Origin of the sequence: Pseudomonas sp. TH08 (genome assembly GCF_016651275.1) — a bacterium.
In the GTDB taxonomy this organism is placed as follows: Bacteria; Pseudomonadota; Gammaproteobacteria; order Pseudomonadales; family Pseudomonadaceae; genus Aquipseudomonas.
In genome coordinates this window covers 298855-318689 of record NZ_JAEKEE010000005.1, presented here as the reverse complement: position 1 = coordinate 318689, position 19835 = coordinate 298855, and the positions used below count along the sequence as shown (strand labels likewise).

General features: G+C 59.3%; 16 protein-coding genes and 1 pseudogene. 8 read left to right on the top strand and 9 right to left on the bottom strand.

Translation table 11 applies throughout. From position 1 onward, the window contains the following. Positions 1 to 116 precede the first annotated feature (116 nt). The 3 genes and pseudogenes from JFT91_RS24915 to JFT91_RS24905 form a co-directional block, all read right to left on the bottom strand. Positions 117 to 398 carry a hypothetical protein gene (locus JFT91_RS24915; RefSeq protein ID WP_201234178.1) on the bottom strand — a complete coding sequence of 94 codons (282 nt, stop codon included), beginning with the start codon at positions 396 to 398 and terminating at the stop codon, positions 117 to 119. Then, positions 395 to 949: a hypothetical protein gene (locus tag JFT91_RS24910; protein ID WP_201234177.1), complete on the bottom strand. Its 555-nt coding sequence runs from the start codon at positions 947 to 949 to the stop codon at positions 395 to 397. Before JFT91_RS24910 ends, JFT91_RS24915 begins: the two co-directional genes overlap by 4 nt. Before the next feature lie 35 nt (positions 950 to 984). Beyond that, positions 985 to 2949: pseudogene (locus JFT91_RS24905) on the bottom strand (RHS repeat domain-containing protein); the annotation flags it as partial. Positions 2950 to 3131: 182 nt separating this feature from the next. Between JFT91_RS24905 and JFT91_RS24900 the strand changes: the two are divergent. From JFT91_RS24900 to JFT91_RS24890, 3 genes are all read left to right on the top strand, one after another. Beyond that, the gene (locus JFT91_RS24900) at positions 3132 to 3596 is read left to right on the top strand and encodes a multidrug transporter (protein ID WP_201146624.1); all 465 of its coding nucleotides are present in this window, start codon (positions 3132 to 3134) and stop codon (positions 3594 to 3596) included. A 35-nt stretch (positions 3597 to 3631) separates the two neighbouring features. Further along, complete coding sequence (locus tag JFT91_RS24895; protein WP_201234175.1) at positions 3632 to 4456, top strand: SDR family oxidoreductase; 825 nt, start codon at positions 3632 to 3634, stop codon at positions 4454 to 4456. A gap of 243 nt (positions 4457 to 4699) precedes the next feature. Further along, positions 4700 to 5701, top strand: a complete 1002-nt coding sequence (locus JFT91_RS24890; RefSeq protein WP_201234174.1) for an SEL1-like repeat protein — start codon at positions 4700 to 4702, stop codon at positions 5699 to 5701. A gap of 59 nt (positions 5702 to 5760) precedes the next feature. On the opposite strand, the gene JFT91_RS24885 is transcribed toward JFT91_RS24890, so the two are convergent. The 4 genes from JFT91_RS24885 to JFT91_RS24870 all read right to left on the bottom strand — a co-directional run bounded on the left by JFT91_RS24885 (position 5761) and on the right by JFT91_RS24870 (position 10746). Beyond that, positions 5761 to 6624: an efflux RND transporter periplasmic adaptor subunit gene (locus JFT91_RS24885; RefSeq protein WP_201234173.1), complete on the bottom strand. Its 864-nt coding sequence runs from the start codon at positions 6622 to 6624 to the stop codon at positions 5761 to 5763. A 25-nt stretch (positions 6625 to 6649) separates the two neighbouring features. Then, entirely contained in the window at positions 6650 to 6850 is a 201-nt protein-coding gene (locus tag JFT91_RS24880; protein ID WP_007914106.1) for a DUF1656 domain-containing protein, read from the bottom strand. Next, on the bottom strand, positions 6840 to 9032 hold the full coding sequence (locus tag JFT91_RS24875) for an FUSC family protein (protein WP_201234172.1): 2193 nt from the start codon (positions 9030 to 9032) through the stop codon (positions 6840 to 6842). The genes JFT91_RS24880 and JFT91_RS24875 overlap by 11 nt, the downstream gene beginning before the upstream one ends. Before the next feature lie 214 nt (positions 9033 to 9246). Further along, positions 9247 to 10746, bottom strand: a complete 1500-nt coding sequence (locus JFT91_RS24870; RefSeq protein ID WP_201234171.1) for an efflux transporter outer membrane subunit — start codon at positions 10744 to 10746, stop codon at positions 9247 to 9249. Positions 10747 to 11038: 292 nt separating this feature from the next. Between JFT91_RS24870 and JFT91_RS24865 the strand changes: the two genes are divergently transcribed. The 4 genes from JFT91_RS24865 (at position 11039) to JFT91_RS24850 (ending at position 15153) form a co-directional block, all read left to right on the top strand. Then, complete coding sequence (locus JFT91_RS24865) at positions 11039 to 12007, top strand: LysR family transcriptional regulator (RefSeq protein WP_201227889.1); 969 nt, start codon at positions 11039 to 11041, stop codon at positions 12005 to 12007. A gap of 483 nt (positions 12008 to 12490) precedes the next feature. Next, complete coding sequence (locus JFT91_RS24860; RefSeq protein WP_201234170.1) at positions 12491 to 12865, top strand: DUF6124 family protein; 375 nt, start codon at positions 12491 to 12493, stop codon at positions 12863 to 12865. A gap of 658 nt (positions 12866 to 13523) precedes the next feature. Continuing rightward, positions 13524 to 14498, top strand: a complete 975-nt coding sequence (locus JFT91_RS24855) for a 2-hydroxyacid dehydrogenase (RefSeq protein ID WP_201234169.1) — start codon at positions 13524 to 13526, stop codon at positions 14496 to 14498. A gap of 145 nt (positions 14499 to 14643) precedes the next feature. Beyond that, a complete protein-coding gene (locus tag JFT91_RS24850) occupies positions 14644 to 15153 on the top strand; it encodes a DUF2165 family protein (protein ID WP_201234168.1) in 510 nt (169 codons plus the stop codon). A 19-nt stretch (positions 15154 to 15172) separates the two neighbouring features. Here the strand turns inward: JFT91_RS24850 and JFT91_RS24845 are convergent, their stop codons facing one another. Next, the gene (locus JFT91_RS24845) at positions 15173 to 16075 is read right to left on the bottom strand and encodes a DMT family transporter (RefSeq protein ID WP_201234167.1); all 903 of its coding nucleotides are present in this window, start codon (positions 16073 to 16075) and stop codon (positions 15173 to 15175) included. A gap of 272 nt (positions 16076 to 16347) precedes the next feature. Between JFT91_RS24845 and JFT91_RS24840 the strand changes: the two genes are divergently transcribed. Beyond that, positions 16348 to 17223 carry a helix-turn-helix domain-containing protein gene (locus JFT91_RS24840; RefSeq protein ID WP_201146934.1) on the top strand — a complete coding sequence of 292 codons (876 nt, stop codon included), beginning with the start codon at positions 16348 to 16350 and terminating at the stop codon, positions 17221 to 17223. Positions 17224 to 17365: 142 nt separating this feature from the next. Here the strand turns inward: JFT91_RS24840 and JFT91_RS24835 are convergent, their stop codons facing one another. After that, positions 17366 to 19795 carry a TonB-dependent siderophore receptor gene (locus tag JFT91_RS24835; protein WP_201234166.1) on the bottom strand — a complete coding sequence of 810 codons (2430 nt, stop codon included), beginning with the start codon at positions 19793 to 19795 and terminating at the stop codon, positions 17366 to 17368. Positions 19796 to 19835: the final 40 nt, after the last annotated feature.

Genomic DNA, 19835 nt, shown 5'->3' with positions numbered 1-19835 from the left:
CCTCCGTAGTTGAGTGAGGACATAAGCCCAAAAATCTCTTTCTCCGATTCAACATTTTTACGCGGCGCTAATGTTTATGTTTTGCGACTCTCGCCACATCGATTCGGGCAGTTGCTTTAACCGTGTGGGCGTGCCCGGACGGTAACCGCTTGCTTGCTCATCGTCCTCCGTACCTTCGGTTTCTCCATCACACTGGCAAAGGACTTCGATCCTCCGAACAGTTTTCGTTCTCTGGAATAAACCCCGATCGTTGCCGCCCCCTGACTGCTCTGGTAGTGGATATCCCAAGTCTTGGTTTTGGGTTCGTACTTCATGAAAGCGAAAGCGGTCAGTTCCGTTACGACCTTGCCACCTTCATTATCGAAGCCATAATCCATGTATTCCATGGCAGCACTCATACCCATTCCATGATCGGCTGATGACAAGCGATTGTACTGGTCTGCCTCTTTTTCCCCTCAACATGCCGGACCCTCAAAGTGTTGTCATTCAGCTGATCGACGGTCAGCGAGCAACCACTGAACCCGGGCGTAAAAACGTATTCGGGCTCGGTCCCCTTCGGATGCATCGGTATGTCGATATAACCACCCTGAGCCACCCAATAACCTGACACGGCGCTGGATTGGTCAGGTATTTCGCCGCCAGGAATATCGACAACCTTGATCGCATTGAACTCACCGCGTACAGGGCCGCTGTAACTTATTCGCTGCATGGAAAATATCAAGCTGGCGCCACCCTGCGTCTTCGCGAGTTGCGCAGCGATGTCCTTGGAGTACCCAGCCTTTTGGGGCATGAACAAGTCGGTATTGATGGTCTGTTGACTGAACTGTGGAATCGTTAGCGCGTTGCGAATATTGGTCGCTTTGGCGGTGAACGGCACCGAGTTGTGCGCTTTACCTGCATCAACAGGAACAGCACCTGGAATGTCTCGATCCGCGCCTACCGCGAGCACAGGCGTCCATAAACCGTTGGCCTGTTTTTTCGGGTTTCGGCTCCATCCGCATCCTTGTAAGTCAGCGGATTATTGCGCACCATCCGGTACAGATTAAGGCCGTCTATTGCCCCCGCCGGGTCAGGATTAAGCCAGCGCTGGAACCACGGCATGTAATAGCGGTAACCGTAGTAGTACAGCCCCGTCGCATCCTGCTCCTTGCCCGAATAACGAATGGTTTTGTAACTGACTTCGGTGTCCTTGCTCCACGCCGTCTCACCGAACGGGTGAAATGTTTCCTGACTGATGATCCGGGCATCTTCGCCCAACTCCAGACTGGTCGATCCCAAATGATCAGTGAAGCTGTACCGATAGCGGTCATTGGAACCGCTCGGCGGTGCGCTTTCCCAATGCAGCACGCGCACACTGTTGAGCCCGCCATCGGCGATGATCACTTGCAGTTGTTCTGCAGTGCCGGTGTCGCTGCGCAGTTCCAGTCCTGGCAAATAACGCACGTCGGTAACCAGGCCACGGGCGTTTGTCTGCAACGAGCGAGTCTTGCGCACCCGCAGACCCGCTCCGTCATAGAGATACTGTTCAACGTCATTGCGGCCGCTGCCCCGTTCAACCGGAGTCACCGACCGCAGTTGATTGCGCAGACTCCACGTCAGTGGCCGCCCTGCCTCCAACGCCCGCAAATTGCCTTTAGGATCGAATGCCGCTGCGATTGCCTCTTCAGTGGGCGGTACATCATCTTGGTAGGGCAGACAGCGATTGCTGAATCGAGCAGCTTTCAGCTTGCGGCCATTACGCGCGCCCACATGAGTCAACTCCAGCAGATTGCCAGACTCATCGTAGCGGTAGATCTGCCGGTAGTTGCTCAGCGCCGCCGGATCGACACGATCAATGGACGCTGGCCCCTGGCTTGCAGTGCCCGCCTCCCAACCGGTCGCCTCTCGCAATTGGTAGCGACTGTCGTAAATAAACCGGCTGATCGGATCGATGCGTTGATTGCCGAAATAACGGATCGGCAGGGCCTTGTCCTCGATGCTCAGCACGTTGCCCATCGGGTCATAGTCATAGAGCAAATGCTGTAATGCTTCACCACCGTATCTGGCGGCGCAGCGCGTCAGCAAGCGACCGTCTTCGGCTCGATAAGTCAGTGTCGTCACTACGCCATTGTCCGCGACTTGCTGCGTTACTTGTCCGTCGGCGTTGTAACGGATATCACTGAACAGCGTTCGGGGTTCGGATTGATGCCTCAGTTGCAGGTGCGTAGCCCGCAAACGCCCATCGAGCGTCAACTCACTGCCTTGACGATTGCCCCGCGCATCGACTTGATCGAGCACCTGACCCAGTGGCCCGAAGCGCCAACGGCTTGTAGCGCCCTCGCCGGGTTCAAGCAACCGTGTACGGTCTTCAATCAGTTCAGGCCAGTCCGGGAAAACCAGGTCCTGGGTGAAGTGTCGGGTGTTTTCGATGCATTGGCCGCTGATCGCAAAGGTTTCGAACAACACACTGCCCGCAGGATCATCATGACGGACCAACTGGCCGAGCTGATTTTTGCTCGGATCACCGGCACCGGGCCGGCCATACATAAAACGCTCGACGCACCGCTTCGGCGTCGATGAGCCCTCTTCGAACATCGCCACCGGGCGCAGCAACGAGTCATGCTCAATCTCGCGAAGGGTTTCCCGACTGTCCCAATCGAGCAGCACTTGCGCACCCATACCGTACAACGCGACTTGCGTGCCGGCATCAAAACTGTTCGAACTCACCACCTGGCCGCTCAACGTGTAAACCGTGGCCAGATTGGCTGGGGTCAGTGGATCGGTCTTTTGCAGCGCCCACAAACGCGGATCCCACTGCGCGACGGCACGCCCGGCCGAGTCATGCAAAGTACGGTGGACGCGGGTTTGAGCGGGGCAACTATCATCGTCGCGCCAATAGTCGACCGTGCGAATCAACAGCCCACGCGGGTCGCTCGCCAAAAGCGTTGGTGTGTTGTGATGCGCGCCCATAAGTTTCGCTCCCTATGACAGCCCCATTGGGTCCCTGCGAAGACATCAAACAGCTCGAACCCCTGGATGCCAACTGTCAGAAATTACAGTTCCGACCAGCGGTGCATTTGCATGACACGCGAATGTCCATTCCGGCAGCCCTTCGGTAGGATGGTGGCCACGTGTTCAAGGAGCGTACAAACATGTTCATCGGCATCCTGCTGGTCATCACCTGGCTGATCCTGTTGCTGCGCTATCCGGCCAAGGCCTTGCCGGTCTCGGTGGCGGCGGCGATTGGCCTTGGCCTTGTAGCCGTTTGGGTGGTGTGGCTGGACAACCGCGAGATCAAGCAACTGGCACGCCTTGAGCTGCGCATCGCCTACGCGCCTGAGCAGTGCCCGGCTGATCGCCCATTGCAGTTGAAGATGAACAACGGCAACAGTGTGCCGCTGACCGAACTGCGCTGGCGCATTGCAGCCTATGCACCGGGTGACACGGTCAACCTCGCTGACAATCAGTACACCGCCCCACGCTATCGTGGCCCCGGTGAATTGCAGGCTGGCGGCAATTGGGAAGACTGTCTGCCAATGCCGCCACTGCGCCCCGGTTATCGTCCGCAAACCCTGGAATTTCGCGCCGAGCGCTTGCAGGGCAGTTTTTCCGACTGATCTCCCTCCCCCACTTTTTGCACAAGGAATGCGCCATGCCCGTTGCGTTGATTACCGGTTGCTCCAGCGGCATCGGCCGCGCCCTCGCCGATGCGTTCAAAGCCGCCGGTTTCGAAGTCTGGGCGAGTGCGCGCAAGGCTGAAGATGTGGCGACGTTGAGTGCGGCGGGGTTCACCGCCGTGCAACTGGACGTCAATGACGGCAAAGCACTGCAACAACTCGGCGAGCGGATCAACCAGCATCACGGCGGCCTCGATGTGCTGGTCAACAACGCTGGTTACGGCGCCATGGGGCCACTGCTCGACGGCGGCGTACCGGCCATGCAGCGCCAGTTCGAAACCAATGTGTTTTCGATTGTCGGTGTCACCCGAGCGCTGTTCCCGGTGTTGCGCCGAGCCAAAGGGCTGGTGGTGAATATCGGCAGTGTTTCCGGTGTGCTGGTCACGCCGTTCGCCGGAGCCTACTGCGCGTCGAAAGCGGCGGTGCATGCGTTGAGCGACGCATTACGCATGGAGCTGGCACCGTTCGGCATTCGGGTGATGGAAGTGCAACCGGGGGCCATTCAATCAAGCTTCGCCAAGAATGCCGGGCACGAGGCCGAGCAGTTGATCAACAAGCAATCGCCATGGTTTCCGCTGCGTGAAGGGATCCGCGCGCGGGCCAAAGCGTCGCAGGACAACCCAACCCCGACCGGCGAGTTTGCCGCCGTATTGTTGAAAGCCGTACAGCAGAGCAAACCGCCCCGACTGATCCGCATCGGTAATGGCAGCCGGGCGTTGCCGTTGCTGGCGGCGTTGCTGCCCCAGGGTTTGCTGGAGACAACGCTGATGAAGCGCTTCGGCTTGCGCGGGCAGCTCTGATTCACCCCGGTGAAATTGCCAAATCAGTCGATCCACGTAGAATGCGCCGCACTTGAAGCGCCCGACGCTTCAAGTGAACTCGATAGCGCATGGAATCGCTGACGCAAGCATCGAAGCAAGGGAATTGCTGAACACTGATATCCCCCCTCCCCCGACCGATCCTTCTCGGAAACGGCCGCTGCTTTGTTGAACTGCCTGACGCGAGCCCTGCTTTACGCTCCAATCCAGATCAGGAAACATCTTGTGAAAGTTTTCAACGTATTGCCTCTGGCACTGCTCACCGTGCTGGCTGGCTGTGCAAGCAAAGAAACGTCCCTCAATGACACCCTGCCGCTACTGACCCTGCAGGACGTACTGCCGACGGTCACGGCCAATGAACACTGCAATGCGCAAATGGACAGCGACATTCTGTTCGGCATCGGCTTCCAGATGTACGAGGACCAAGAGTTCGACAACGCCAAGACCTGCATGGTCATGGCCGCGCCGAAACACCCGCGCGCGTTTTGCTACCTGTCGATGATTGCCGCTCAGGATGAACAACTGACCACCGAGCAGCGCAACCGCCAAGCCTTCAACTACACGGCTTACGCGGCGAAGCAAAACGACTGGTGCGCAGAATACGGCCTGTATCAGGACTACAAATACGGCAACTCCGGGGTCAAGGCAGATGCGGCGCTGGCCACTCGCTGGCTGGAGCGTTCGTCGTTGCACGGTTATCCCGAGGCGCAGAAGGACCTGATCGAGCAGTACGAGGAACAAGGCAATCTGGTCGCGGCCTACGCCTGGACGAAGATCATGGCCAAAGCCGATGACACCACGGCAGCCGACGCCCTGAAAAGCAAAATGGCCGCTGCGCAGATCGCCGAAGGCGACAAGCGTTACAGCGAACTGACCACTCAGGTCACCAGCAAGGAAGCCATGTACGCCGAAGCGCGGGAAGAAGACGTCGGCCGTTACTCCGCCGAGATCTATCAGGAGTATCCGGACACCTTCAAGGGCATGTCGTCCACCGAGCGTTACGACTACGTGAAGCAGACCATGTACACGGCGATCAAGCAGCCCTTCACCAAGAGCCGTGGCCACGTGCTGAGCTATATCGTGATCGATCGCGCCGCCAAGCTGAAAAAGTCCTACGCGGATATTTCGCAGGACCCGCGCATCGTCTCCCTCATGGAAGATCCAGAGTTGTCGGTCGGTGAAACCATCGAGTCCGGTCTGTTGGTGGTCAAAAAGTTCTACAACTGAATACAAACCTGTGGCGCGGGAGCTGGCTCCCTCGCCACAAACAGCTTCGTTGATACCGGTTATTCGCTGGCGCCCTGATTCACCACCACCGTGCAGGTAATCCCCGCCGCCAGCAAAACACCCTCCGGCACTTCATCGATGTGAATGCGCACCGGCACGCGCTGGGCCAACCGCACCCAGTTAAAGGTCGGGTTCACGTCGGCGATCAACTCGCGGCTTTCCGGGTTGTCGCGGTCGTAGATGCCACGCGAAATGCTTTCCACATGACCCTTGAGCACCTCGCCGCTCATCAACTGCATGTCGGCCTTGTCGCCGACTTTCACGTGCGGCAGTTTGGTCTCTTCGAAGAAGCCGTAAACCCAGAACGAGTTCATGTCGACCACGGCCATTTTCGCTTCGCCGATACGTGCATAGTCGCCACGATGCACATTGAGGTTGGTCACGTAACCATCAACCGCCGCGCGCACTTCGGTGCGTTTGAGGTTGAGCTCGGCCGCTTCCAGTTGTGCCTGAGCGTGTTGATAGTCGGCCAGTGCGGCGTCGGCGATGTTGCTGGCGTCGTCGCGGTTTTCCTTGGAGATCACCAGGTTGTCGAGGTCGGCGCGCCGATGGGCGTTGACCTTGCGCATCTCCCACGTCGACTTGCGTGAAGCGACCAGCGACTGCGCCTGTTTGACGGCGATACGGTAATGCTCGGGGTCGATCTGCATCAGCAAGTCGCCCTTTTTCACCAGTTGGTTATCGCGCACCGGCACGTCGATCACTTCGCCGGTGACGTCGGCGGCGACGTTGATGATGTCGGCACGGACGCGGCCATCGCGAGTCCACGGCGTGTTCATGTAGTGCTCCCACAACGTGCGGCCGATCCACAACGCAAGGGCCAGCACCAGCAGGGTCGCAAGCAGGCTGAAAAACTTTTTCATCAGGGCCTTCTTCAGAGATAGAAAGTCAACGGTAAACAGTCAGCGCCATCGCGCCAAACAGACAGGTAAACAGGCTCAGGCGCAGCAGCGCCGGGTGCCAGAAAAAGCGATACAGGTCGAACCCCGACAAAAACCGATCCACCGCCCAGGCCAGTGCCGCAGCGATGAAAAACATCAGGGTCATGGTCGGCATGTACACGCCGTGGAAGGCGATTTCACGAGGCATGGGCAAGTCCTTCGGGCTTGGCGGGAGCAAGCGCGGCAAGCGGTGATTGCGGGTCGAGCAACGAGGTGCGGATGAAGTGCAGATAGCTCTTCACCCGGCGCAACGCGGAGGTATCGAAGTGCGGCGCGAACGGCTCATCGGTCGCTGCAACTCGGCTGATAGCATGATCGACAGCAACCAGTGCGCGTTCGAGATTGCTGGCGTTCGGTTGCAGAAACAGGCGTACCAGCGCACGCCCCATCACGCGGATCGCCTGGCGCCACGGCTGCGATTCGGCATAGGCCGGGTGCACCGGGAGAATCGCCTGTTCTTTGCGCAACTCGATTATCGCGTGGCCGACTTCCAGCACCACGAACATCCAGCGCAGCAGGTTCTTTTGCACCTTCGGTTCCCCGGCCGCGAGACCGTAGGCCTGATGCAACAAGTCGCGGGTTCGGCTCTCGAAACTCGAGGCCAGGCCTTTGAGTTTGCCGCTGATCGCGTAAACCACTTGGCCGCGCAGATCCTGCTCCAGACGTTTCCACAACCAGCGGCTGTTCGGCGGCAGAATAATCGCCCCCGCGGCAGCGCAGACCAGCATGCCCATGACCATAGCGATGTAGTCGTTGATGAAGGTGTAGGGGTTGTAGACAGTCAGGTTGTCCGGCACCGAACCGGTACTGAAGAAGATCAGCAAACCGAGGCCGACACCGGCGTATTGCGGCCGCGACGTGAGGAACGAACCGAGCACGATCACCGGCGCGAGCATCACGCACAGCAGCGGGAAACCGTCGATCCACGGGAAGATGAAAAACATCTCGACGAAGCCGATCAGCGCACCGAGGAAAGTGCCGCAGGCCATTTGAAATGCCATGCGTTTCGGGTTCGGCGTAGCGGCGGAGAGGCCCACGGTAGCAGCGGCAATCAGGGTCATCGTCGCGCCGCTTGGCCATGCGGTGGCGACCCAATAACTGCCCAGCACAACAAGAATGAACGAGGCGCGAATGCCCGACGCGGCCGCAGCCCACCAGTTGGTTTGCGGGGTGAAGGGCTCGTCCCAGCGCTCGCGTTCGTGGCGGTGATCGGCCAAGGATGCGTGGGTCTGTGCATAACTGTGCAGGTCGTCGACGAAGCGGTAGAGCAACTCGTAGGCGGTGTGGAAATCCAGCTGTTCGGCTTCGCTCGGGTCGGTGTCCTGAAAGATCCCGCGCAGGGTTCGCACGCGTGTCGGCAAACCTTCTTTGTAGGTCGCCAGCGCTGCCGCCAGACGCGCCGCATCGGGGCTGGTCAGGGCGCGACCGCTGAAACCGTCGAGCACTTCGGCGAGATCCTGCAGGCCCGGTCTGATCGCCGCGACAACATGTTCTTCGCCATTGACGCGCAGGCGTTCGAGCAATTGATGCAAGGCGTTGAAGCGCGTGGTGATGCCCATGAACTCGCTGTTCAAACGGCTGAGTCGACCGTTGCGCCGACGCATGTGCGGATCTTCGAAAACGGTCACGCTGCGCAAACCTTCAATGCCTACCGCTTCGGCGATGAAGCGTACGTTGCTGGCCTCGAACGCTTCGGCTTTGCTGCGCCCGCGCAAACCATCGGTGACAAATAGCGCGAACACACCGAAGCGCTGATACAAGGCATTGCGCATCGCCGCGCTGGCGGTTTGCGGCAGGATCGCCGCGCTGATCACGGTCGAGCAAAGAATCCCCAAGGAGATTTCCAGAACCCGCCATACCGCCGCCATGAACGCGCCGTCCGGATGCGCCAGCGCCGGCAGTCCGACCATCGCGGCGGTGTAGCCGGCGAGGACAAAACCGTAGGCGCGGAAGTTACGGCAACGCGCGGCACCGGCCGAGCAGATGCCGACCCAGATCGCCAGTGAGCCGAGGAACAGTTCGGTGTTTTGCGCAAACAGCGCGATCAGCGTGACCATCATCGCCGAACCGGCCAACGTGCCGAGGAAGCGATAGAAACTCTTGGCGAACACCTGACCGCTCTGCGGCTGCATGACGATAAACACGGTGATCATCGCCGTGCGCGGTTGCGGCAGCTCCAGCCGCATAGCCAGCCACAACGTGAGGAAGGCGGCGACCAATACTTTGAAGATGTAGACCCAGGTCACGCCATCGCTGCGCGCCCAGTCAAAGAAACCCCGACGCCATTCCAGGGAGTAGAGCCAGCGCAGAGGTGCGGGCAAGGGAGTCATTAAATCCTGCTCAATGAACGAGAATTGAAGAATTTGCTACGGCGTACACAGCCCCTGTGGCGAGGGGATTTATCCCCGACCGGCGGCGCAGCCGTCGTGAAACCAGTGAATGCGGTGAGCCTGAAAAAATGCGGTGGATGGTTTTGGGGCTGCTTTGCAGCCCATCGGGGATAAATCCCCTCGCCACAGGAACTCACCCTCCTCAGGTGTGTGTTCACCGCAGCAGCGCCGGGGTTTTCGGGGCTTGGGTTTTTTCGGCAGTCGGTACGTCGTTGCCGGCGCCGAGGCCGCCACCCAGCGCCGTCACCAATTCAGCATGGGCACTGAGGCGCGCCGCTTGCACCTGCTGCTGCACTTGCTGCTGCTTGAACAACAGCGTCTGCGCATTCAGCACATTGAGGTAATCGGTGAGGCCACGCTGATAAGCGATCATCGCGATGTCGTAAGTCTTTTGCGCCGTGGCCACGGACTCGGCGGCGAACCCCTGCTGCTTGTCCATCGACTCACGACGGATCAACTGGTCAGAGATGTTCTTCAGCGCATTCACCAGCGTCTGGTTGTAATGTGCGACGGCGATGTCATAACCGGCCGACGCTTCACCCAACTCGGCACGCAAACGCCCACCGTCAAAGATCGGCAACGAGATCGCCGGCCCGACGTTGTAGTTGAGTTTCTTGCCGGTCAAAAACTCCAGGGCACCACCACCGGTGGCCATGTAACCGAGGCTGCCGACCAGATCGACGTTGGGATAAAAACCGGCATGCGCCACGTCGATCCCGCGTGCCTGCGCCGCCACTTGCCAGCGACTGGCGACCACATCCGGACGCTGGCCGAGCAGTTCCGCCGGTAACGCCGACGGCAATTTCAGCGCAGCACTCAGCGACAGGGTCGGCCGCTGCAACTGCGCGCCCTCGCCCGGCCCTTTCCCCGCCAGCGCGGCAAGCTGATTGCGACTGAGGGCAATGTTTTCATCCAGCGCATCGATTTGCCGATGGGTTTCCGGCAACGGCGTTTGCGCCTGGCTGACCTCAAAATGCGTGCCGATCCCGCCGTCCAGACGCTTCTGCGCCAGATCGAGAATCTGTTGTTGCTGCTTGAGCGTCGCCGCAACGATGTCGCGCTGGGCGTAATGCAGCGACAGTTCGATATAGGCGCGGACGATGTTGTTCTGCAATTCCAACTGGGCCAGTCGCGCTTCGGCGGCGCTCATGTGCGCCAGGTCCACAGCACGTTCGCTGGTGTTGCTTTCACGACCCCAAAGGTCGAGCGCGTAGCTGAAACCGAGCGCGGCGTTGTTATCCCAAGTGGTGGTGTTGGCCAGCTCGCCCGGGCCGTAGAACTGATCGGTCGGCCAGTTGTGGCGCTTGAGCGTCGATTCGCCATTGATCTGCAACGACTCGGCCGCTTCGGCGACGCCGGCCATGGCCTTGGCCTGACGCACGCGCGCAGCGGCCATGGCCATGCTCGGGCTGTCTTGTACGGCGAGCTCGATCCAGCGGTTCAGTTGCGGGTCGCCGTAGGCTTGCCACCATTGCCCGGTGGGCCAGTTTGCATCGCGGGCGGCGTGGGCAATGGCGTCGTCGGTGGCCAGCGTATTGGCTTCCAGCGCTTTGCCCTGCGGGGCAATGCCTTGGGTTGAAATGCAGCCGCTGAGACCGAAGATTAAAGCCAGAACACTGAGCGGCAAAAGCGCTCTGTTGATGCGACGCGGCACAGCTGCGAATTCCTGAGAAGAGGGGACATCGAGGGTTCCTCTGTAGGAGCTGCCGCAGGCTGCGATCTTTTGATCTAGATTCCCTTAAACCAAAATCAAAAGATCGTCCGAACGCGGCCCGAGCCTGCGGCAGCTCCTACAGGGATCGGCGCAATTCTAGGGGGCGCCCTCAATGGCGATAAGCTGGGATTCTTGTGAATCTTTGTTACCGTTAACGAGATAATCCCTTGGTCGGGGGTCTCAGCCCCCGAAACTTCGTGTCACAATTTGCCATCTCCCTTGAGAGCACCCCATGGACACTTTGCAAAACATGCGCGCCTTCTGTTGCGTCGCCGAAGCCGGCAGCTTCACCGCCGCCGCCGTGCAACTCGACACCACCACCGCCAACGTCTCGCGCGCGGTCTCCAATCTGGAAGCCCACCTGCAAACCCGCTTGCTCAACCGCACGACCCGGCGCATCGCCCTGACCGAAGCCGGCAAGCGCTACCTGTTGCGCTGCGAACAGATCCTCGCCTACGTCGAAGAGGCCGAAGCCGAAGCCAGCGACGCCCACGCCCGCCCGGCCGGGCAGTTGAAAGTGCACACCATGACCGGTATCGGCCAGCACTTCGTCATCGACGCCATCGCCCGCTACCGCAAAACCCACCCGGACGTGACCTTCGACCTGACCCTGGCCAACCGCGTGCCGGATCTGCTCGACGAGGGCTACGACGTCTCCATCGTGCTCGCCAGCGAACTGCCGGACTCAGGCTTCGTCTCGCAACGCCTCGGCATCACCTACAGCATCGTCTGCGCCTCCCCGGCCTACGTGAAAGCCAACGGCTGCGCACAAAAGCCCAGCGACCTGCTCAACCACGCCTGCCTGCGTCTGGTCAGCCCGGTGATCCCGCTGGAGAAATGGGCCTTTGACGGCCCGGAAGGCCAGGAAATGGTCACCATCAACAGCTCACCGTTTCTGGTGAACTCCGCCGACGCGATGAAAACCGCGATCATCAGCGGCATGGGCCTTGGCGTATTGCCGGTGTACGCAGCGATTGAAGGGTTGCGCAACGGCACTCTCGTTCGCGTGATGCCGAACTACCGCTCACAGGAGCTGAACCTGTACGCGATCTACCCGTCGCGGCAATATCTGGATGCGAAGATCAAGACGTGGGTCGAGTATTTGCGCGGGTCGCTGCCAGAAATATTGGCGGCGCATCAGGCGGAACTGGCCGCTTACGAGCTCAGCGGCAGCCTCGCCGGGGCTCGCGTCGCCAACTGATTTCGGTGATTTGCAGGGTGGGCAGTCTGCGAGAAATTGGCTAGCTGTCCGGCAGCCATCGCTGGCAAGCCAGCTCCCACAGGGTTCGCGTGGCCAGATGATTTTTTAAACACATTACCGTCCCTGTAGGCACTGCCGCAGGCTGCGATCTTTTGATGTTGATGTTTAAAAATCAACAGATCGCAGCCTACGGTAGCTCCTACACAAGCATGATTTCGCGGATATTTCCGACGTGTTTTGCAGGTTGCTCGTCGGAAGAGCGGTGGGTAGGGTTTGGATGTCGCTGACGATTCAGCGACCGGACTTGGTCGTCCGGGTTTAGAATGGCGCACTTTTTAAGCTTGCTTAATGGCGAGTTGTGCGTGGGAGGGCTTCGGCCCTGCCGGGTTTCCATTCCCTGGTCGACCAACCCGCGTACAGTTCGCCACCTTTCTGCTTGGTCGCAGTGTCTGGCGAACTCCACATCCCGAATGGAGTTTCACCATGATCAAACACACCCCTAATCCGCCTGAAGCGGAAAACACCACACCCTACGAATTCCCCGGCTCGAAGAAATTCCACGAAGCCGCCGAGCGCGCCCTCGACCACTACTTCCAACCCAACGCACTAACGTTGCGCTCACACAAACCCAGCACCATGTTCCAGGTCGTCAGCGACATGGATAACGAGAGCCTGCTGGCCCACGCCTGCGAATCACTGGCCTCGGCCAGCATCATGACCAGCGATATTGCCGCTTATGTGGATACGCCGCAGCGGCATACGATCCTGGCGATCCAGCAAATCATCATGCTGGCAGAGCTGGCGGTGAATCGCGTGCTGGATAACGTCGACGTGACACCACCAGCGCCACGCAGCTGATCCCTGTGGGAACGGGCTTGCTCGCGAAAGCGGTGTCTCAGCCAACATCATCGCCAAATGACACATCGCCATCGAGGGCAAGCCCGCTCCCACAGTTTGAACCAGATTCACCCGCCAGAGACTGGTCGGCTGTCAGGCCGTCATCGCGAGCATGCTCACTCCTACAATTGGATCGTATGCATTCTGCTAGAGACTGGTCGGCTGCCAAGCCGCCATCGCTACCAAAAAAACGAGTACACCCCAAACGCGGCGCATGCCGCCCCACTCAACACGATGAGCGTTAGCTCAAGTACCGCTCTTGATCTGAAAGGCCCGTCGGCAGGCTGAGTGGAGGGATTGATCCGGGGTGGGAGCGCAGCGACCGTTTGGCGCAGCCAAATGCATCGAGAGGAGGTGCAGCGAAGCAAACCGTAGGCGATGCGCCCGGATCGATCCCGCAGCGAAGGAACCCGAGCCTAAGCGAGGGCCGTACGTCAGGGTAAAGCCTTTTTGGTTACTTTTTCGGCGTCTGGAAAAAGTGACCCGCCGTAAGGGCGGAACCCTAAGCCGCCATCCCCCAAAAAACGGATATTCACCCAAAAAACCACCAACACGGTCGGCCCAAAGGCCGCCAAGAAATGTTAGCTTGCTTGCAATCAAGCCCGTCGAGCCCTCAGCAATGAAAAAGACTGTCCTGGCCTTCAGCCGCATCACCCCGCCAATGATCGAGCGCCTGCAACAAGAGTTCGACGTCATCGTCCCCAACCCAAAAGCCGGCGACATCAACGCCCAATTCAACGAAGCCCTGCCCCACGCACACGGCCTCATCGGCGTCGGCCGCAAACTCGGCCAGGCCCAACTCGAAACCGCGACAAAACTCGAAGTGGTCTCCAGCGTCTCCGTCGGCTACGACAACTACGACCTCGCCTACTTCAACCAACGCGGGATCATGCTCACCAACACCCCCGACGTCCTCACCGAAAGCACCGCCGACCTCGCCTTCGCCCTGATCATGAGCAGCGCCCGCCGCGTCGCCGAACTCGACGCCTGGACCAAAGCCGGCCAATGGCAAGCCAGCGTCGGCGCTCCCCTCTTCGGCTGTGACGTCCACGGCAAAACCCTCGGCATTGTCGGCATGGGCAACATCGGCGCCGCCATCGCCCGCCGTGGCCACCTCGGCTTCAACATGCCGATCCTCTACAGCGGCAACAGCCGTAAAACCGAACTCGAACAGCAACTCGGCGCACAATTTCGCAGCCTCGACCAACTGCTCGCCGAAGCCGATTTCGTCTGTCTGGTCGTGCCACTCAGTGACAAAACCCGCCACCTCATCAGCCACCGCGAACTGGCCCTGATGAAACCAAGCGCCATCCTCGTCAACATCTCCCGTGGCCCGGTGGTCGACGAACACGCGCTGATCGAAGCCCTGCAAAACAACCGCATCCGCGGCGCCGGTCTGGACGTCTACGAAAAAGAACCGCTGGCCGAATCGCCACTGTTCCAGCTGAAAAACGCCGTGACCCTGCCGCACATTGGCTCCGCAACTAACGAAACCCGCGAAGCCATGGCCAACCGTGCCCTCGCCAACCTGCGCAGCGCCCTGCTCGGCGAACGCCCGCAGGATCTGGTCAACCCACAAGTCTGGCGCGGATAAAGAAACGGGCAAGTGCAAACATGCACTTGCCCGTTCCAACTGACTACACAACTTGAAATTCAACAACAGCCCCACTCAAACTTCAGCGCTATAAGCTCTCCATACTTATAAAATAAACGATAACCTGTTATGGAGAGTAAAAACCTTGAACACACTGACAACCGAAAAAATCATCCGCTACAGCAAGGTTATATTGATGGCTTATATCAGCTTCTTTGGCCTGCTGGTGATGATTCACAACTTCACCGACTATAATTCAAACTACACGTACGTGTCTCACATCCTGAGCATGGATACCACCACTGCAAGTGAGAGCATCAAGTACCGAGCCATCGAATCACCGATGATTCATCACCGAATCTATTGGTTCATCATCACGATGGAGGTCACGTACACCGTGTTATGCCTGATAGGCACCTATCAGTTGTATCGCAAGATCAACGAATCAGCCGAAGCATTCCATGAGGCCAAGAAGTTCTCGATCATGGGCATACTGGTTGCAATATTCATCTATTACGTATGTCTGCAAACTGTCGGTGTCGAATGGTTCGACATGGACACTTCGCAAACCTGGAATGCCAAGGACTGGGCACGTCATATCGTTGATTTCATTTTCCCGGTAATGATTTACATCACACTGAAAGTCGAGCGCTGACGTTCAGCGCTCATTCATTTCAAGCCAACTTTCCCTGCACCGGTGATATCACCGCCTTCGGTTTACGAAACACCAGCACATTCCCCAGCATCACCAACACCAGCCCGACCAGCGCCGGCGCAGTCCACTGATAACCTTCGGCAAACGCCGAAACGTTAAGGGCGACCACCGGGAACAATACCGTGCAATATGCCGCGCGCTCCGGGCCCATGCGCCCGACCAGCGTCAGGTACGCAGTGAAGCCGATCACCGAACCGGGAATAACCAGGTAAAGCAGTGCACCGACGTAACGCGGCGACCAGTCCATGTCGAACGGAATGCCCTTGACCAGGCACCACATCGACAACATCGCCGCGCCATACGCCATGCCCCAGGCATTGGTGGTCAACGGTTTCAGGCCGGCCTTCTGTTGCAGGCTCGACAGCATGTTGCCCGCCGAAAAACACAACGTGCCACACAGTGCCAGACCCAGGCCCAGCAAGGTCTGCGGGCTGGCGTGATGCCCGGCCAGCTCTGGCCAGAACAGCATGCCCAGACCGAACAACCCCAGTGCTCCGCCCATCAACACGTTGCGAGCGATGCGTTGACCGAAGAACACCCGCGCATTGAGGGCGTTCCACAAGGTTGCCGTGGAAAACACCACCGCCACCAGACCGCTCGGAATCCACTGGCTGGCGGTCAGGAAGCACATGAAGTTCACGCAGAACAGGCACAGCCCCTGCGCCACGCAAATCAGATGCCCGCGGCGATTCATCGGTTGCAGCCGACGACTCAGCAGCAACAACACGAACAGGATCAACGCGGCGAGGCCGAAGCGATAAACGATCGACACCGGAATCGCCACCACCCCCAACTGCCATTTCAAGGCAATCCAGGTGGTGCCCCAGATCAGCACGGTCAACAGATACAACGACAGATTCATAATCGAGAACTCCCGAAGGCAATGCCAAGCGCTGTTGTGGCGAGGGGATTTATCCCCGAAGGGCTGCGAAGCTGCCCCAAAAACTTGTGAGCGCTACGCACTCAAGCGGGACGTTGCGACAAGCTCCCTCACCACAAGGTTTGCGCTGAATTGAGAATCAGGGTGCTGCACCGAAGGTTGGAGCGCTTGCACAATCTTGCGCTTTTGTCGGCCGGCTGGCTGGCAGCGCGACGCCTACGGAGTAGGATGCAAGGCGTTGGAGAGAACCGATCATGACCGCAATCGATAGCCTGCAAGTCTTTCAAGCCCTTAACCGCTCGCAGAACGCTCGCCTTGTGCACAGCGCCGAGCTCGGTGACGGCTTGTCTGCAGCGCTGTGGACCAACCACCACGACGCCCAGGAATACGAAGCGCCCAGCCACCACACGCTGTCCTGCTACATCGCCGGCGGCACCGGCACGTTTCGTCGTGGTCAACCGGGCCTCAAGGGTGGGCCGGACAAATTGTGCATTCTGCCGGCCGATCACCAATCGGGTTGGGTGATCAATGGCGACATTCGTCTCGCGCACCTGTATTTCAGCGCAGAACAGTTCGCCCTCGGTTGTGTCACGTTGCTTGATCGCGAACCCCGAGAAATGCAGTTGCGCGAGCAGACCTTTCTCGAAGACCCGCAGCAGGCTCAACGCTTTCGGCAGTTACTGACGCTGAACTGGGACGAACCCGCTGAACGTCTGCTGACCAGCAGCCTCGCTCACGAACTGATCAGCCACACATTGCTCAGCCAGGTTGGCGCGCGTCAGGGCTTGCGGCTGAAGGGCGGCCTCGCACCGCATCAGCGTCGGCAATTGGTCGAGTTCATCGACAGTCAGTTGGCCGAACCGATCAGCCTTGGGCAACTCGCCGGTTTGTGTGCGTTATCGGAATATCACTTTGCGCGAATGTTTCGCGTGAGCTTCGGTTTGCCGCCGCATCAGTACGTGCTGGCGCGACGCTTGAGTCGAGCGCGGGAGTTGTTGCGCAGCACGGCATTGCCGTTGGGGGAAATTGCGCTGGCCTGTGGGTTTGCCAGTGCGAGCCACTTTACCAATCGCTTCAAGCAGGTGTTGGGTGGGACGCCTGGCGAATATCGCCAGGCGTTTTTGCGTTAGAACCGAAATCCTTGCTGTCTGTCAGGGCCTCATCGCTGGCAAGCCAGTTCCCACAAAGTCCTCGGCCGTTGGAGAAATTTGTGCTCGACCAAAAACCTGTGGGAGCTGGCTTGCCAGCGATGAACGATGACGCGGTTTCGGCTCAGAACTCCAAGGTGCTGGACAAGGAAATCTGCCGCGAATCCCCCATCGACACAAAGAACCGGCTCGCCGCCGAGGTGTAATAAGTGCGATCAAACAGGTTCTTCACGTTGAGCTGAAACTTGACCTTCTGCCCCTCGACTTTGGTGTCATACGTGGCAAACGCATCGGCCACGGTGTAGCTCGGCAGATCAAAATCATTCACCGCGTTGCCCGGACGTTCGCCGACATAACGCGCCCCGGCGCCGACGCGCAATTGATCGCCACCGATCACACTGCCGAAGTCATACACCGCCGACAATGAGCCGCTGTTCTTCGCTACGTTCTGCAAACGCTTGCCTTTGTAATCCGGGTCTTCGGTGACTTCGGCATCGGTGTAGGCGTAGCTGCCGATCATGCTCCAGCGCTCACTCAGTTGACCGCTCAGATCCAGTTCAAGACCACGCGAACGCACTTCGCCGGCGGCGCTGTAGATCGTCGTCGGGCCTTCAGCGTTGGCCACCAGCACGTTGCGTTTCTTGATGTCGAACAGCGCGATGTTGCCGGTGATTCTCCCCGGCAGATCCAGTCGCGCGCCCAACTCCCACGACTTGGCTTCTTCCGGCGCAATGCTGCCGTCGAGCACCGTGCTGCTGCCACTCAGCGGCGCGATCGTCGAGTTGGGTTTGAACGATTCGGTGTAGCTGCCGTAGAACGACAAGGCGTCGGTGTAGCGATAGACCAGACCCGCACGAGGTACCCATTTCTGCCCGTTGCTGTCGGTGTTGGCCTTGAACGGCACGCCTTTGCCGGCGTACTGGTCGTACTCCTGAAAGCGCCCGCCCGCGACCAGAATCCACTGATCGGTGAGGTGAATCGAGTCCTGCATGAACACCGAATCGCTGCGCAGTTCATCGGTCTGCGCGCTGTCGGCGGCACTGACCGTGGTGCCTGCGACTTCACGGCCATAGACCGGATTGACGTAGCTGAAGGTGCTCAGGCTTTTCTGGCGGATCAGGTCGGCGCGGTAGATCTTGCGGTACTCGTCGTCAACGCCAAACACCAGGTCATGCTGCATGCCCAGCACATTGACTTTGCCTTCGAGGCTGGCCGTGGTGAAACGGTCGGTGCTGATCGCGTTTTGCGTGCCGTCCATGCTGCGGGTCAGCGTGCCTTTCTTGGTGTCGATAGCGGTTACGCGCACTTGACTGGCGTCGTAGGTTTCGCGGTTCCAGCTGTAGCCGAAGTGAGCTTTCCAGTCGTCATTCAGTTCATGGTCAGCTTCGAAGTGGTACAGATCCGAGCGGCCTTCCATGTTGTTGAACGGCTCGTCGAGGCGCTCGTTGCGCGAGATGTCCAGTGGGTGATTGGTGCGCGGATCGATCAGCGTGCCACGGTCGAACGGCGTGAGAAATTCACGGTGTTCGTAGCCGAACGTCAGCTGGGTGTTTTCGCCGAACCAGGCCAGCGAAGGGGCGATCAACGTTTCACGGTGGGTGCCGAAATTGCGCCAGTAATCTTCATCTTCGTGATCCAGCACCATGCGATAGGCCAGCCCGGAATCGCCCAGTGCGCCAGTGCTGTCGAAGGTGCCGCCGCTGCCGTTCTTGCTGTCGCCATAGGTCGAACCGCGCAAGGTCAAGGCGTTGTACTGGGCCAGTTGAGGCTTTTTGCTGACCATGTTGACCACGCCGCCCGGGTCTTGGATCCCGTAGAGCAAGGAGGCTGGCCCCTTGAGCACTTCGACGCGATCGACCGTGGCGTTCATGCCACGGCCCTGCACGATCGGCATGCCGTCACGCATGATCGAGCCGTTGCGGTTGTCGCCGAAACCACGCGTCATCACCGAATCCTGGGTGCTGCCCAACGTATTCCCTTGAGTGATACCGCTGACGTTGGCCAGCGCATCGTCGAGGTTGCGCGGCGCCTGATCGCGGATGACCTGCGCCGGGATGACGTTGACGGTCTGCGGGGTTTCCTGCAACGACGCCGAGGAGCGCATCACCGAACTGGTTTCCGGCGGCTGATAACTCATCGAATCATCGCGCATCGAGGTGATGGTGGTGGCGCCGAGGTTGAGCGCGCCCTCGGTCGGTTTTGGCTCCAGCGCCAGAGTGTGGCTGTCGGTACGACGGAAGCTCAGACCCGAGCCGCTGAGCAGCCGTTGCAGCGCTTGCTCGGCGCTCATCTGACCATTGACCGCAGGGGCAGTGAGACCGTAAGGCGCTTCATCGGTGTAGACCACGCTTTGCCCGGTGACCCGACTGAAGTCGCTCAGGGCTTGCGGCAACGGCTTGGCACCCAGTGCGAAATTGAACTGTTTCTGCGCCTGACTGCTGACGGTTTCAGCCGCGAGAGCGACGCTCATCGGCAACAGCGCCAACGCCGAAAAACTCAACGCCGACACGCCCAACCACTGTTTGACCGAACCCGATTTTGCCCTGGACTTCATTGCTCAATGACCTGTGTAGAACCGCAACGGATGCGAATGA

Coding starts and splice junctions, on each gene's coding strand:
- JFT91_RS24865 (WP_201227889.1), top strand. CDS start 11,039: ATGGACACTTTGCAAAACATGCGCGCCTTCTGTTGCGTCGCCGAAGCC.
- JFT91_RS24835 (WP_201234166.1), bottom strand. CDS start 19,795: ATGAAGTCCAGGGCAAAATCGGGTTCGGTCAAACAGTGGTTGGGCGTG.
- JFT91_RS24855 (WP_201234169.1), top strand. CDS start 13,524: ATGAAAAAGACTGTCCTGGCCTTCAGCCGCATCACCCCGCCAATGATC.
- JFT91_RS24860 (WP_201234170.1), top strand. CDS start 12,491: ATGATCAAACACACCCCTAATCCGCCTGAAGCGGAAAACACCACACCC.
- JFT91_RS24875 (WP_201234172.1), bottom strand. CDS start 9,032: ATGACTCCCTTGCCCGCACCTCTGCGCTGGCTCTACTCCCTGGAATGG.
- JFT91_RS24880 (WP_007914106.1), bottom strand. CDS start 6,850: ATGCCTCGTGAAATCGCCTTCCACGGCGTGTACATGCCGACCATGACC.
- JFT91_RS24840 (WP_201146934.1), top strand. CDS start 16,348: ATGACCGCAATCGATAGCCTGCAAGTCTTTCAAGCCCTTAACCGCTCG.
- JFT91_RS24885 (WP_201234173.1), bottom strand. CDS start 6,624: ATGAAAAAGTTTTTCAGCCTGCTTGCGACCCTGCTGGTGCTGGCCCTT.
- JFT91_RS24900 (WP_201146624.1), top strand. CDS start 3,132: ATGTTCATCGGCATCCTGCTGGTCATCACCTGGCTGATCCTGTTGCTG.
- JFT91_RS24915 (WP_201234178.1), bottom strand. CDS start 398: ATGAGTGCTGCCATGGAATACATGGATTATGGCTTCGATAATGAAGGT.
- JFT91_RS24845 (WP_201234167.1), bottom strand. CDS start 16,075: ATGAATCTGTCGTTGTATCTGTTGACCGTGCTGATCTGGGGCACCACC.
- JFT91_RS24895 (WP_201234175.1), top strand. CDS start 3,632: ATGCCCGTTGCGTTGATTACCGGTTGCTCCAGCGGCATCGGCCGCGCC.